Here is a 16,542-nt window from a genome sequence, read left to right on the forward strand (position 1 = left end):
ATGACATACTTGAAAAACATGCATGAATACATAATATAAATACGTAAATTGTGTTCTATAATAAATTGGTTGAATATCGATCAAATATGTCAATTTACAGGTGTTGATGATTTTTTGGAAGTTCAGATTCAAGAAAAAGCACCGTTAAACGATTTTATAATATCTTTGGCGAATTATAAGTCGGGTTTCAGGGATATGCTAAGTCTATTGGTATATTTGGTTTAAGAAATTTAACCTATTTATAAAAAGATATGATTCTAAATTACATTGTTAGAAATTCTGAAAATTATCGACCTAAATGGATAGTTATAGTAATAGACCTATTCATATTTGGAATAGCTTTCTTGTTAAGCTATTTTATACGTTTTAACCTTACTCTTTCTTTTGATACAGAACAGTTATTGACCCAATTACCTGTGGTTTTATTGGCTTCTTTTGTCGCCATTATGATTATAGGTTCATATAAAGGTGTTATTAGGCATACAGGGGCAAAGGATGTATATAATCTTTTCAACGTGGTTTGTTTGGCCAATATCTTTACCATATTGGCAGTAATCATAAATAAGTTCTATGGCTTTGTCAGTGAATTTACCGTGCCGTTATCCATCGTGATTATCCATAGTTTGTTATCCTTTATTGGGTTAACTGCCGCAAGATTTATTTTTAAGTCACTTTACCATAGGCTTATTAATTCCACTACCAAGTTTACAAAAAATGTACTTATTTATGGAATAGGTGATGCGGGGATTATGACCTATAACGTTTTGATTAATAGCCCCAAGAATTCTGCAAAAGTTGTTGGTTATGTTGATCATTTAAATAAAAAAACCGGTAAAAACATTAACGGAATTCATGTACATGGTAAATCTGAATTAAGTAAGGAGTTTGTTAATTTAAGAGGAATACAGGAAATTATATTTACTGCTTTAGATATTCCCCAGAAGGAATTAAGGGAAGAGGTAAAGCGTTTGGTGGATCTTGATGTAAAGGTGAAAATTGTGCCACCTATTGAAACATGGATCAATGGTGAGCTAAAAGCATCGCAAATCAAGAATGTACAAATTGAGGATTTATTGGATAGGCCTCCTATTAAAATTAAAAATTTAAAAACAGCTAAAGAGCTTGAAAATCAGACCGTACTGGTTACGGGAGGTGCAGGTTCTATTGGTAGTGAGCTGGTAAGACAAATATGTTTGTATGAGTATAAAACATTAGTCATAGTTGATCAAGCAGAATCGGCATTATATGACCTTCAGCAGGAGCTTATTAGAAAAGGATTCCACAATTTTGTATGTATTGTTGGAGATGTGAGGGACAGAAATAGGATGAATCAAATATTTCAAGAATTTAAACCAACCTATATATTCCACGCTGCAGCTTATAAACATGTTCCTTTAATGGAGTACAACGCTTATGAAGCTATTAAGGTTAATATTGCCGGTACAAAAGTAATTGCTGATCTTTCAATTCAATATAACGCCAATAAATTTGTATTGGTTTCTACAGATAAAGCGGTTAACCCAACCAATGTTATGGGTGCTTCAAAAAGAATTGCCGAAAAGTACATAGGGTGTATGCAGAAATTAGGTAGCACCAAATTTATAATTACACGTTTTGGAAATGTCTTAGGATCTAACGGTTCGGTAATTCCGCTATTTAAAAAACAATTAGAGAGTGGTGGACCTTTAACAGTTACCCATAAAGATATTACTAGATACTTTATGACGATACCTGAAGCTTCGCAATTGGTGTTAGAAGCGGGATCTATGGGTAAAGGTGGAGAGATATTTATATTTGATATGGGAGATTCTGTAAAGATTTTTGATCTTGCCAAGAATATGATAAAACTTTCTGGATTATCTTACCCTGAAGATATCGATATCAAAATAACAGGTTTGCGACCAGGTGAGAAATTATATGAAGAATTGTTGGCAAATGATGAAGATACGTTGCCAACATACAATAAGAAAATAATGATCAGTAAGGTTCGTGATGATGATTTTACTTATGTGAGGTCTAAAATTGATGAATTATGTATAACCAATATTCTATTCAATGGTGATACTGTTAAACTGATGAAGGAAATAGTACCTGAATATATTTCTAAGAATTCAAAATTTGCCGAATTGGACAAGGTAAAGGAGGATGATTCAAAAATCATCAAATTGGAAACTGGGTTAAAAAGAGAATTTTCTAAATAATTTAAATTATATGATAATGTTTAAGCGTTTTACGATTGTGGGTCTATGTGCACTTTTTTTTGCTTCATGTGCGTCTAGAAAAGAGGTAGTTTATTTTCAAGATGCAACAAATTTTGAAACTCTGGTCAATGATAATACAGATTCATATAGATTTAAAGTAGATGATGTTGTAAGCATACATATTTCTACACTTGATCCCGAAGCAAGTTTGCCTTTTAACTTGTTTAAAGGGGCTGAAGAAGGTGGTTTTAGACCAGAGCAAGTAGATTATATAGTGGATAAAGAAGGTAACATTGATTTTCCGGTCCTAGGTTCGGTTAAAATTGAAGGCTTGAGTCCGGCAGAAGTGAAAACTTTACTTAAGGATAAACTAGCGGATTACCTTAAAAACCCTATTGTAAACATTAGATTAAAGAATTTTACAGTTACTGTATTGGGAGCCGTTAACAAACCAGGAACTTACCCGGTAAACGGAGAGCAGATATCTATCTTGGAAGCTATTGGTTTGGCGGGGGATCTACATATTAAAGGTAAACGCGAAAATGTTTTGGTTTTAAGAGACTTTAATGGAACAAAAGTGTACAATCATATAGACTTGACTTCAAAAAAGGCTTTGGATTCCCCTGTATATTATTTAACTCAGAATGATGTGGTTTATGTTGAGCCTAATAAGTCGTTAATTACTTCTTCAAGTTTAGATAATAGAACTTCAAATGCAATTTCCATAGCATCTATTATCATTACTTCTACAGTATTGTTGTTGACACAAAGAAATTAAAAAACAATTCATTACATATTTATGAATACTATCTCTAAAGGTTTTCAACAAGAACAAGATTTAAATGATATTGTTGTTAGTTATGCTAAACGTTGGTATTGGTTCTTGTTGGCGATCATTATTTTATTGGGTGCTGCTTATATTTATAACAGATATGCGGTTCCTAGATATGATATCAGTGCTAAAATCCAAATTTTAGAAGAAAAAGGAGCTTCTTCTGAACTTGCTGTTTTTAAGGATTTGGATTTTTTAGGCGGAAAACAAAATGAAGTAGAAGATGAGATAGAAGTTTTAAATTCAAGATCAAATTTTATTGAGGTTGTTAAGAATTTAAAGGCTAACGTGACTTTTAGTCATGTTGGGGATATAAAAGAATCTGAAATTTATAAAAAAGTACCAATTAATATAAATTTTCTATCTCCTGATTCTTTATTATACAATGCAAAGCATGTATTCTTTATTGAATTAACCTCAAAAAGTAACTTTAAGTTAAGGAATAAAGAAGATGAACTTCCAAAAATTTATTCTTTTGGTAAAAATATTAAAACACCTATAGGCGATGTAATTATAACACCAAACATTCAATTTTTTAATGGATATGAAGGTGAGGATATTAAAATAATCGTCAATCCAATTACCGTTGTAGCCCAAAATTTTAAAAATATGGTTAAAATATCGACCATAGATGAATTTTCTAAAATTTTGACGCTCTCCATTGAGCATCCAATACCAGAAAAAGGTATCGGGATTCTTGATGAACTTATAAATGTATACAACACTAATGCTGTTTTGGATAAAAAAGAAATAGCAGACAGAACATTTAAGTTCATTAATGAAAGAATTTCGGATATTTACTCTAATTTGGCAACGGTTGACCAAACTGCCCAAGAATTTAAAACAGATAGAGGTTTGGCTGATTTACAGTCGCAAGCCAATATTAATTTAAACGTAGGTGCTGCAAATCAACAAGAACTTGAGAATTATCGAAATCAGTTGAATATTGCTTCGGCAATGAAGGAGATAGTTACGGATCAAAATGATACCAATGAAACCTTGCCTTCAAATATCGGTATTTCTGATCCTTCTATTGCCAATAGCACTGCAAAGTATAATCAGCTCTTGCAAGAAAGAAATAGGTTGTTAAAAAGTTCTAATGAAAAAAACCCGGTTATAGTTGGTTTAAATGAAGAGCTACAAAGTATTAAGAATGGATTGGCCGCTAGTTTAGGGGCTATGGAAAATAATTTGTCCTTAACCGTAAATAATCTTAGTAAACAACAGTCAAGAATAAATTCCAGAATATATTCCGCACCAAAAAATGAAAGAGCATTAAGGGATATTACAAGAAAACAGGAAACAACAGAATCACTATATCTTTACTTATTACAAAGAAGGGAAGAGTCACAAGTAGCATTGGCTTCAACCGCACCAAAATCAAAGGTAATAGATAGTGCATATTTAACTGATGATAAGCCAATTTCACCAAATAAATTTAAAATTTATTTGGCTGCTTTGTTATTGGGGTTAATTATACCATTTTCCCTTTTGTATACGCATAACTTATTAGATAATAAGGTTCATAGTAAATCTATGCTTGAAAAGGTTATTGGGAATTATCCTGTTTTGGCAGAACTACCAAGTATTGATAAAAAATCCCAAAAATATATCCATGAGGATGATAGATCGGTATTGGCAGAATCGTTAAGGATTTTAAGAACCAATTTAGATTACCTGATTAAATCTAAAAATTCGGTCAATAAGAACAATGTTGTATTAGTGACATCTAGTGTTTCCGGAGAAGGAAAAACCTTTGTTTCTTCTAATCTTTCAATGATTTTTTCCAGTACAAAGAAAAAAGTTTTACTAATAGGAGCTGATATTAGAAATCCTAAATTAACAGACTTTTTTAAAGAAGATAAAAATGTAGATGTTTTAGGTAAGTCTAAGAAGAACAGCAACTTAGGGTTGTCAGAATACTTGATGGATCACTCAATTTCTTCTGATGAATTGATAAAAACCATGCTAGTCCATAATAATACAATTGATGTAATTTATTCTGGGAAAATCTTACCCAATCCTTCAGAATTATTAATGGGTGATCGATTTAAAAATTTAATTGAGGAAGTTTCTCAAAAATATGATTACGTCATTATAGATTCAGCTCCATTGATGGTAGTAACAGATACACTTCTAATTTCTCCATATGTAAATCATACTATTTACGTAACCAGGGCTCATATTACAGAAACCAAGGTTGTTGATTTTCCTATTTCCTTACAGAAAGAAGGAAAACTTGTTGGTCTTAATTTTGTAGTCAATGATGTTAAAGAGAGCAATCTCGGCTATGGAGGTAAATATGGCTATGGTTATGGAATTAAAACTAAAAAATGGTGGCAAGTATTTTCCTAATTGTCAGTGATCGTTTGTCGTTATAATGTTTATATTCATCGAGTAATTCTACTTTTGTATACATAGATTTTTCGTATTGATTAAATTTATGTCAAAGCCCCCAATGTTTAATAGTTTAAATTATCATTATGGGGCGAATTCTCATATCTTTTATTTGGTTTTGTGTTTTAACCAATTTTCAATTTTTAGTTGCTCAGAACAAGAGTGTTGATGGGGAATGGAGTGATCCTATTCAGTTCGGTATCGTTCCGGTTGCAGTAGCTAATTTACCCAATGGAAATTTAATTACTTGGTCTTCACAGTTTAGGGATACTTTTGTAGTTGAAGGAGACGGAACCACCTTTACTGAACTTTTTGATCCCAGAGGTGGTATTGATGGTAAGGGTGCGGCCCTTGGAACTTTTACAAGTAACACCGATCATGACATGTTTTGTCCCGGGATTAACAATCTAGCGGATGGTAGAATTTTATCGGCCGGTGGCACAAGTAGTGAAAAAACTAGTATTTATGATTGGAGGACCAATTCATGGACTGTTGCAGATCAAATGAATATACCTAGGGGCTATCAAGGAAATGTAACTTTAAAGGATGGCTCTGTTTTTACAATTGGTGGTTCATGGAGTGGTGGTTTTTATGGTAAGAGAGATGCAGAGCTTTACTCAACATTAACTGGTTGGCAAAAATTACCTAATATTCATGGTGAGGATATTTTTGTCAATGCAGATTATGCAGAAGAAAATCAAGGAAATTATAGAATAGATAATCATGTATGGTTATGGCCTGCTCCTAATGGTAAGCTATTTCATGCTGGGCCTAGTGAAATGATGCACTGGATAGATGTAGATGTACCTGGTGGTCATATCGTTGAAGCGGGAATACGTCAGGATAATGTTCAGAATGTTAGGGATTATTATTCGATGAAAGGTAATACCGTTATGTATGATATTGGTAAAATCTTAAAGACAGGCGGTGCTGGTGCTTATGGTGATGACGACATTGGAACTGTTCCTGCTAGGGATAATTCATTTATAATAGATTTAAATGGAATTGGTTTTGGGAATATGCCTAATGTTACCTATGTAGGTAATATGTCACGTCCAAGAACAATGCATAATAGTACAGTACTACCTAATGGAGAGGTACTTATAACAGGAGGGTTAGAATATGCAGCTGTTTTTACCGATGTCACTGCTGTTAAGGGAGCGGAAATTTTCAACGAGAATACAGGATGGCGGTCTGTTGCAGCTATGCAGATACCACGTACATATCATAGTGTGGCCATTTTAATGGTAGATGGTAGGGTTTTTGTCGGTGGTGGTGGTTTATGTGATAGTACTGAGGATTGCGTAAATCATATGGATGCGGAAATATATAGTCCGCCATACCTATTTAATCCAGATAATACTTTAGCTGAAAGACCACAGATAATTAATGGTCCTGAAAACACAGGCTATAATTCAACTATTTCTATAGAGGCTACTCCTGGAATTCAGGAATTTAGTTTAATACGTTTTTCCGCAGCTACACATTCAACAAATAATGAACAACGTAGAATTTCTGTTGATTTTACTGCAAACGCAAATAATTATAATATAGAAATTCCGGAACGGGAATTATTGCCGCCTGGATATTATATGTTATTTGGTCTTGATGCTAATGGGGTTCCTTCCATTGCCCATACCATACAAATAGGTTCAGAAGTACCATTGATTAACAATTCCAACTTGGTTTTGGATATGCAGTTTGATGAGTCTGGCCAAGAATTAAATGCCATAGATAATTCACAATATGGTCATCATGGTACAATTGTACAACGTAATGATGATGGTGATGTAGAACAACCTAATCAATTTTCTTGGTCAGATGGTGTTATAGGTAACGCTATTGAGTTTGATGGTTTGGAATTTAACAGTAATTCGTTATTGGAAATAGATTATAGTGATGAATTGGCATCTACGGCCAATTCTATAACAATATCTGCATGGGTATATAGAAATAGTAATAGTGGTATACCAGAGGCTAATGGAAAAATAGCGAATGTGGGTATATTCAGTCATGACTATCCACAACTTTTTTTTGGGTTTCACAATACCCTTTATAAGTGGGCTTTTAATGCAAATAGTCCTCTAGATTGTTATGCGGGTTATGCTCCCTTGGATACTTGGGTACATTTAGCGGCAACATACGATGGGGATACAGCCATACTATATGCTAATGGAGTAGAGGTTTGCAATAGAAAGGTGAGTGGTTTAATAGACATGAACAATAATGGGTTAAGGCAGAGCAAATATACGGTCTCAGGATTTTATGATCATAGGTATGACCCAGATAATCCAAACAACCCACCGGCTTCAGGTATTGAAGGTATTCCAGATTATGGAAATACCAGCGGTATAACTGATGAGATTAGTGGTAAAATAGACTTGCTTAAGGTATATAATAAAGTATTGGAACCTGCAGAAATAAGAGCAATGTATCAAGAAGGCTTAAATACCAATAATCCGAATATTACTATTTGTGATGGAAATTACCTAACGGCACAATATAAAATAGGGGTAAATGGAACTTGGATAACTAGCAATATTGTAACTGCACCAGAAGGTTCAGAAGTGTTTATTAGACCCACACCGGATTACACCGGTGAATATATTTTGACCACACCACAATATGACGGGCCAACTTACAGTAATATTCAGGATTCAGATAAATTTACTGCAGAAAACGCTTATCAAATAGATACATACGTGACACCGGATTTTGGTTTGGCGCCATGGAATAACCCAGATAGAAATAATGGTTTGGTTGACACCTCAAATGAGGGTCAATTTGTTTTGACAACCCCAGATGGCTGCCCAACTACCATTTACTTTAGTTTAGTTCAAGAAAATTCAGAGGAAGGTTGTCCAAATTACTTAACAAATGGAGATAGTTCAATATTTATAACATCAGGAGTGCTCAACACTGGGCTGGATGAGGCCAATGGTACAAATTTGGAAGTCAATGGTTCTGAATGTGCATTGCAAATTGTCAACAATGATGTAAATGAACCATTTGCTCGCTTTACTATATCAGTAAATTTAAATCAGTTTGGTATTGAAGCTGGCGATGAAATTTCAATTGAATTGGATGGTAAAGGCGAAGTTTCTCCACGTTATGAGGTTCGCCAGAATAATACCAATTCGCGACCTCCATTAATTAGTGGTGATTTTTCGCAAAATTGGTCAACTTTAAAATCATCTTTTATTGTTCCTGAAAATACACAAACTTTTGATATTTGGTTATTTAGTAACTACGCAAACAACTCACCAGGCTTGGCGTATTTTGATAATTTAAAAATTATCAATTTAACGGCTACCGGAGGCAATCATCCTCCAACAGCAGATTTTACTGCTACACCTATGGTGGGCAATGCTCCATTAAATGTAATATTTGATTCCAGTACTTCGTATGATAATGATATTCAAGACGGTATTGATAACTATATTTGGAGATTTGGAGATGATACTACCTCAAATATTCAAAATCCATCACATATATATTCACTTCCGGGGGTTTATCTAGTTAGCTTAACAGTTTATGACTATAACGGCTTAAAAGATGAAAAAACTGCATATATAACGGTAAATGGTTCAAGTACCAACAACAGTGCTCCTGTATCCGTTTTATCGGCTGATAAAGTATCGGGAATAGCGCCTTTAAATGTTCAATTTACTGGTGATAATTCTACGGATGATATAGGTGTTGTTTCCTATGCTTGGGATTTTGGGGATGGGTCACAATCAAATATTGTAAATCCTCAACACACTTTTGTTTCGGTTGGTAATTATGAAGTTTTCTTGACTGTTACTGATGGGAATGGTCTAAGTGATACTAGTAACATATTTGTAAATGTAGAAGAAGATGTTACAGGAAGTGAAACTTGCCCTGACGGACTGACCAACGACGCAGCTGGCCTGACGCTTCCCCTGGGGGACTTCGTGGGGGGCGTGGACGCGGTCAACGGTACGGACACGTTCACCAACGGGAGTGCCTGCGGCATCGAGGTGGTGAACGTCGACGGCGGCCAGCCCTGGGGCCATTACCGGCTTACGATCCGTTTGTCGGAGCACGGTATCTCGGCTGGGGACGAGCTTTTCATCGGACTCGACGGGATGGACGGCAGCGGTATCGCCCGCCTTGAGGTGAACCGCGACGATTCCCCTAACAACTCCCTTGCATCGTTCAACTACGGTTCCGCCTGGGGCCGCTACGAGACCACGGTCACGGTCCCCGCTGGGATATCGACGATCGACCTTTGGATGTTCAGCAACTATGCGAGCGGCACCGGCGGTACGGCCTATTACGACAACCTTGAGGTGGTCAACCTGAGCGCGGTACCACCTTGCGACGGCGACGGGTACCGTCTTTATTACGCGGATACGGACGGTGACGGCTTCGGTGACCCTGAGGTATCCGTGGAGGCATGCAGCGTTCCCTCGGGCTATGTCGAGGACGCCACGGACTGCGACGACGGGGAGGCGCTCTCTTACCCTGGCAACGCGGAGGTGTGCGACGGGATCGACAACGACTGCGACGGCGAGGTGGACGAGGGCTTTGAGCTGACCACCTATTATGCGGATACGGACGGCGACGGCTTCGGTGACCCTGAGGTATCCGTGGAGGCATGCGGGGCTCCCGCTGGCTATGTCGAGGACGGCACGGACTGCGACGACGGCGAGGCGCTCTCGTACCCTGGCAACGCGGAGGTGTGCGACGGGATCGACAACGATTGCGACGGTGAGGTTGACGAGGATTTTGTCCTGACCACCTATTATGCGGATACGGACGGCGACGGCTTCGGTGACCCCGAGGTATCCGTGGAGGCATGCGGGGCTCCCGCTGGCTATGTCGAGGACGGCACGGACTGCGACGACGGGGAGGCGCTCTCGTACCCGGGCAACACGGAGGTGTGCGACGGGATCGACAACGACTGCGACGGCGAGGTGGACGAAGGCCTGGATTGCTTCGTGGAATGCCCTGACGGACTGACCAACGACGCAGCTGGCCTGACGCTTCCCCTGGGGGACTTCGTGGGGGGCGTGGACGCGGTCAACGGTACGGACACGTTCACCAACGGGAGTGCCTGCGGCATCGAGGTGGTGAACGTCGACGGCGGCCAGCCCTGGGGCCATTACCGGCTTACGATCCGTTTGTCGGAGCACGGTATCTCGGCTGGGGACGAGCTTTTCATCGGACTCGACGGGATGGACGGCAGCGGTATCGCCCGCCTTGAGGTGAACCGCGACGATTCCCCTAACAACTCCCTTGCATCGTTCAACTACGGTTCCGCCTGGGGCCGCTACGAGACCACGGTCACGGTCCCCGCTGGGATATCGACGATCGACCTTTGGATGTTCAGCAACTATGCGAGCGGCACCGGCGGTACGGCCTATTACGACAACCTTGAGGTGGTCAACCTGAGCGCGGTACCACCTTGCGACGGCGACGGGTACCGTCTTTATTACGCGGATACGGACGGTGACGGCTTCGGTGACCCTGAGGTATCCGTGGAGGCATGCAGCGTTCCCTCGGGCTATGTCGAGGACGCCACGGACTGCGACGACGGGGAGGCGCTCTCTTACCCTGGCAACGCGGAGGTGTGCGACGGGATCGACAACGACTGCGACGGCGAGGTGGACGAGGGCTTTGAGCTGACCACCTATTATGCGGATACGGACGGCGACGGCTTCGGTGACCCTGAGGTATCCGTGGAGGCATGCGGGGCTCCCGCTGGCTATGTCGAGGACGGCACGGACTGCGACGACGGCGAGGCGCTCTCGTACCCTGGCAACGCGGAGGTGTGCGACGGGATCGACAACGATTGCGACGGTGAGGTTGACGAGGATTTTGTCCTGACCACCTATTATGCGGATACGGACGGCGACGGCTTCGGTGACCCCGAGGTATCCGTGGAGGCATGCGGGGCTCCCGCTGGCTATGTCGAGGACGGCACGGACTGCGACGACGGGGAGGCGCTCTCGTACCCGGGCAACACGGAGGTGTGCGACGGGATCGACAACGACTGCGACGGCGAGGTGGACGAAGGCCTGGATTGCTTCGTGGAATGCCCTGAAGGACTGACCAACGATGCAGCTGGCCTGACGCTTCCCCTGGGGGACTTCGTGGGGGGCGTGGACGCGGTCAACGGTACGGAGACGTTCACCAACGGGAGTGCCTGCGGCATCGAGGTGGTGAACGTCGACGGCGGCCAGCCCTGGGGCCATTACCGGCTTACGATCCGTTTGTCGGAGCACGGTATCTCGGCTGGGGACGAGCTTTTCATCGGACTCGACGGGATGGACGGCAGCGGTATCGCCCGCCTTGAGGTGAACCGCGACGATTCCCCTAACAACTCCCTTGCATCGTTCAACTACGGTTCCGCCTGGGGCCGCTACGAGACCACGGTCACGGTCCCCGCTGGGATATCGACGATCGACCTTTGGATGTTCAGCAACTATGCGAGCGGCACCGGCGGTACGGCCTATTACGACAACCTTGAGGTGGTCAACCTGAGCGCGGTACCACCTTGCGACGGCGACGGGTACCGTCTTTATTACGCGGATACGGACGGTGACGGCTTCGGTGACCCTGAGGTATCCGTGGAGGCATGCAGCGTTCCCTCGGGCTATGTCGAGGACGCCACGGACTGCGACGACGGGGAGGCGCTCTCTTACCCTGGCAACGCGGAGGTGTGCGACGGGATCGACAACGACTGCGACGGCGAGGTGGACGAGGGCTTTGAGCTGACCACCTATTATGCGGATACGGACGGCGACGGCTTCGGTGACCCTGAGGTATCCGTGGAGGCATGCGGGGCTCCCGCTGGCTATGTCGAGGACGGCACGGACTGCGACGACGGCGAGGCGCTCTCGTACCCTGGCAACGCGGAGGTGTGCGACGGGATCGACAACGATTGCGACGGTGAGGTTGACGAGGATTTTGTCCTGACCACCTATTATGCGGATACGGACGGCGACGGCTTCGGTGACCCCGAGGTATCCGTGGAGGCATGCGGGGCTCCCGCTGGCTATGTCGAGGACGGCACGGACTGCGACGACGGGGAGGCGCTCTCGTACCCGGGCAACACGGAGGTGTGCGACGGGATCGACAACGACTGCGACGGCGAGGTGGACGAAGGCCTGGATTGCTTCGTGGAATGCCCTGACGGACTGACCAACGATGCAGCTGGCCTGACGCTTCCCCTGGGGGACTTCGTGGGGGGCGTGGACGCGGTCAACGGTACGGAGACGTTCACCAACGGGAGTGCCTGCGGCATCGAGGTGGTGAACGTCGACGGCGGCCAGCCCTGGGGCCATTACCGGCTTACGATCCGCTTGTCGGAGCACGGTATCTCGGCTGGGGACGAGCTTTTCATCGGACTCGACGGGATGGACGGCAGCGGTATCGCCCGCCTTGAGGTGAACCGCGACGATTCCCCTAACAACTCCCTTGCATCGTTCAACTACGGTTCCGCCTGGGGCCGCTACGAGACCACGGTCACGGTCCCCGCTGGGATATCGACGATCGACCTTTGGATGTTCAGCAACTATGCGAGCGGCACCGGCGGTACGGCCTATTACGACAACCTTGAGGTGGTCAACCTGAGCGCGGGTAGTTCTTCGGCAAAATCGTTTGGAAATAATGAAATAGAATTATTAGATTCAAATGATAAGAATCCTAAGGTTATATCACATAACATGATCTTATCTCCAAATCCCGTATCAGATTTATTGACTATCAATTTCTCAAATGATGTAGAAGTGAGTGATATTCAAATCTTTGACACCCTAGGTAGATTACTTAAAACTATAAATATTTTAAATAATGAATCCATTACAATAGATGTTGCTGAATATAATTCAGGTACATATACTATAATGGCAAACTCAATGAATGGAATAATTGTACAAAAAAGAGTATTGATTAAAAGAGAATAACTATTAATGTAAAAAATTATAGATTGTATTCTGCACTAATGATTCAATTATTGGTTTATGCTTTATTTTTATTTTAATATTTTTTAATTCCTTGATATGGTTAATATGATGAACATCTGAAGCTAAAAAATCAAATTTTTTATCTTCTAATAACTTAAAGGCGGTTTTTTGTACTGTGTTACCATAAAGTGCTCCCAGGGATAACATATTAAGTTGGAAAAAGATACCTTCTGTTTTATAATGTGTATAAATATTTTTTTTGCTTTTTAAATAAGCATAGCGCTCAGGATGGGCCAAAATTGGATGAAACCCATTTTGTTTAATTAGGGATACTGCTTCATTAAAATTTATTGATGCCTGTAAGTAAGACATTTCAATTAAAAGATAATTATTGGCCAATGGCATAATTTTCTTATCATCGATTAATTTTTCAAAACCGGAATCTATCATGTGCTCTGCTGCGACATCAATATTAATATGATCCAGACCATTCATTTTAAGCCCATTTTTTAAAAGTAATTGGGCTTTGTTGATAGTAGTAGGGTCATTAGGGTAGTAATTTTCCATGATGTGCGGTGTGCAAATAAAATCCATAACACCAAATTCCTTAAAACCTTTTATAAGTTCAATGGAATCTTCTATAGATTTTGCCCCGTCATCTATCCCCGGAAGAATATGATTATGAATATCTATAAAACCTTCTAAATGGTCAATTAAAAAATGCTTTTTAGTAAAAAAACTGAACATAAATTTTATTGGTTTTTATTTGCCGATACAAAAATTAGCGAAAATATTTCCTAATAACTCGTCATTCGTGACTTGACCGGTGATTTCACCTAAATGATAAAGTGCTTGCTTTACATCTATTGCCAATAGGTCACTTGATAGGTCTACATCCATCCCCATTTGTACTTTTTCTATTTCTTCCAATGCTTTTAACAGAGCGTTATAGTGACGTGTATTGGTTACAATAGTTTCATTATTGCGAAGTGCACCGGTATTTACAAATTCTAAAAGACTGTTTTGTAATTCTTCAACACCTTCTCCTGTTTTTGCTGAAAGATATTTTACTTCATTTATATAAGAAGTAATTTTTTCTTTATCGATTTCTGAAAGGGTATCCGCTTTGTTCACTAAAAGAACCAATGGTTTTAACGGATTTCGATTTTTTATTTTTTCAAAATCGATTACAATATTTTTTAACTTTTGGTCATCTGTCAAAAGCTTTGATCCGTCTACCAATAACAACACTACCTGAGCCTGTTCAATTTTCTCAAAGGTTTTTTTAATACCCATTCCTTCAACCACATCATCGGTTTCTCGAATTCCTGCGGTGTCTATAAACCGGAACCCTATTCCCCCTATAGAAATCTCATCCTCTATGGTGTCCCTAGTGGTTCCCGCAATGTCCGATACCAATGCACGGTCTTCATTTAAGAACGCATTTAAAAGGGTAGATTTGCCCACATTTGGTTCGCCTACAATGGCAACGGGTATACCATTCTTAATCACATTACCAACTGCAAAAGAATCGATTAAACCTTGTAGCACTTTTTGAATTCTGACCAATAGATTTTTAAATGCGGTACGATCCGCAAATTCCACATCCTCTTCAGAAAAATCCAGTTCCAATTCTATTAAAGAAGCAAAATTTAAAAGTTCTGTTCGTAAATGTTTTATCTCATTACTGAATCCGCCACGCATTTGTTGCATGGCAATTTGGTGACTTGCGGCATTGTCACTGGATATTAGGTCCGCAACTGCTTCTGCCTGACTTAAATCCATTTTACCATTAAGAAAGGCTCTTAAAGTAAACTCCCCCGCATCTGCAGTTCTACAACCATTTCTAAGAAATAACTGAATAATCTGTTGTTGAATAAAAGGGGATCCATGACATGAAATTTCAATTACGTCCTCACCGGTATATGAATGCGGATTTTTAAAAACTGAAACAAGTACTTGGTCTAACGTATTGTTATTTTCCTTAATATATCCTAAATGTATGGTATGACTTTTTTGCTTGCCAAGTATTTTACCGGAAACAGATTCAAAATGGTTAGATGCAATGGCGATTGCTTCTGGTCCTGAAATTCTAATAATTGCAATGGCCCCCGCACCTGAAGGAGTGGCTAGCGCTATTATGGTATCGTTCTGAATCATCTTGTAAAAATAATCATTTATTAATGGCTATGGTATTCTCTTATTAAACGTAAAAGTCTTTACATATCTATTTAAATAGTAATTTTACATGGTTAAAATTGAATTGGAAAATGAAAAAATTAATTGTATTCACATTATTTATGATGGTATGTGTTTCTATAACAGCGCAAACCGAATCTCAAAACGCTTCAGATACACTTACTGAGGAACAAGAATTAAAAATGGTCAGGGAAAAAGTGGAAAAAGCGGAAGCTAAGGCCAAAAAAGAAAAAAAAGAAATAGCAGAAAAGAAGAAGGCGGAGAAACTTAAAAAGCAGATTGCTTCTAAAGAAAAATCGATTTCAAAAGAGGAAAAGCAGATTGAAAAGTTAAAAGAGCAGTTGGAAAAAGGAAAAATAAAAGGTTCGTTGTCACCTTTGGATATTCAGAAATACAATGATAAAATTGCCAATAAGCAACTTAAACTTATTAAGGAAAATGAGAAGTTAAAAAGGTTAAAAAGAAAATTATAGCCACTTTATTGTAACATTTAGCTGATTTATGCGTCATATTTATAGTATTCATCATAAAATCAATCAAAAATGGAACTAGTAAATAATGGTGTTGTTTTACGTGAAGACCGCAATCTTTTGGTGGTAACACATTTGTCTCAATATTTAGATTTTATAACCGGTTTTGGAGGTCTTATAGTACCTCTCGTTATTTGGTTAACTACCAAGGATTCTGTCATAGGCATGAATGAGCATGGTAAATCTGTAATAAATTTTCAACTTACACTTATCTTGTACCTAATCATAGGTATACCGGGTATTTTATTATTTGGATTGGGAATCCTGGTTTTAATCTTTGCCGGAATCCTGTCTATAGTTATGCCTGCCGTAAATGCCATAAAAGCTAGTAATGGAGAATCACCAAGCTATTTTGGTACCTTAAGGTTCATTTCATGATTAAAAAAAATATAGCATAAAAAAAGGACCATAAATACTATTATGGTCCTTTTTTAATAATATAGGTTGGG

At 40.2% G+C, this 16,542-nt stretch carries 8 protein-coding genes; 6 read left to right on the forward strand and 2 right to left on the reverse strand.

Features of this window, described 5'->3' with window-relative positions; genetic code table 11:
- Positions 1–251: 251 nt before the first annotated feature.
- From ABVM52_RS14780 to ABVM52_RS14795, 4 genes are all read left to right on the forward strand, one after another.
- Positions 252–2,201 carry a polysaccharide biosynthesis protein gene (locus ABVM52_RS14780; protein WP_405381830.1) on the forward strand — a complete coding sequence of 650 codons (1,950 nt, stop codon included), beginning with the start codon at positions 252–254 and terminating at the stop codon, positions 2,199–2,201.
- A 16-nt stretch (positions 2,202–2,217) separates the two neighbouring features.
- The gene (locus ABVM52_RS14785) at positions 2,218–2,979 is read left to right on the forward strand and encodes a polysaccharide biosynthesis/export family protein (protein ID WP_405381832.1); all 762 of its coding nucleotides are present in this window, start codon (positions 2,218–2,220) and stop codon (positions 2,977–2,979) included.
- Positions 2,980–3,000: 21 nt separating this feature from the next.
- Complete coding sequence (locus ABVM52_RS14790) at positions 3,001–5,388, forward strand: GumC family protein (RefSeq protein ID WP_405381834.1); 2,388 nt, start codon at positions 3,001–3,003, stop codon at positions 5,386–5,388.
- Between the two features lie 128 nt (positions 5,389–5,516).
- Positions 5,517–13,364, forward strand: coding sequence for a MopE-related protein (locus ABVM52_RS14795; RefSeq protein ID WP_405381836.1), 7,848 nt, complete (start codon positions 5,517–5,519; stop codon positions 13,362–13,364).
- A 3-nt stretch (positions 13,365–13,367) separates the two neighbouring features.
- Here ABVM52_RS14795 and ABVM52_RS14800 read toward each other — a convergent pair whose 3' ends face one another.
- Positions 13,368–14,111, reverse strand: a complete 744-nt coding sequence (locus ABVM52_RS14800; protein ID WP_405381838.1) for a tyrosine-protein phosphatase — start codon at positions 14,109–14,111, stop codon at positions 13,368–13,370.
- 15 nt (positions 14,112–14,126) lie between these two features.
- Positions 14,127–15,524: a tRNA uridine-5-carboxymethylaminomethyl(34) synthesis GTPase MnmE gene (mnmE, locus tag ABVM52_RS14805; protein ID WP_405381840.1), complete on the reverse strand. Its 1,398-nt coding sequence runs from the start codon at positions 15,522–15,524 to the stop codon at positions 14,127–14,129.
- Between the two features lie 110 nt (positions 15,525–15,634).
- Between mnmE and ABVM52_RS14810 the strand changes: the two genes are divergently transcribed.
- A complete protein-coding gene (locus tag ABVM52_RS14810) occupies positions 15,635–16,036 on the forward strand; it encodes a hypothetical protein (RefSeq protein ID WP_405381842.1) in 402 nt (133 codons plus the stop codon).
- A gap of 69 nt (positions 16,037–16,105) precedes the next feature.
- Complete coding sequence (locus tag ABVM52_RS14815; protein WP_405381844.1) at positions 16,106–16,471, forward strand: DUF4870 domain-containing protein; 366 nt, start codon at positions 16,106–16,108, stop codon at positions 16,469–16,471.
- Positions 16,472–16,542: the final 71 nt, after the last annotated feature.

The organism is Maribacter sp. LLG6340-A2, assembly GCF_045057105.1.
Taxonomy (GTDB): domain Bacteria; phylum Bacteroidota; class Bacteroidia; order Flavobacteriales; family Flavobacteriaceae; genus Maribacter.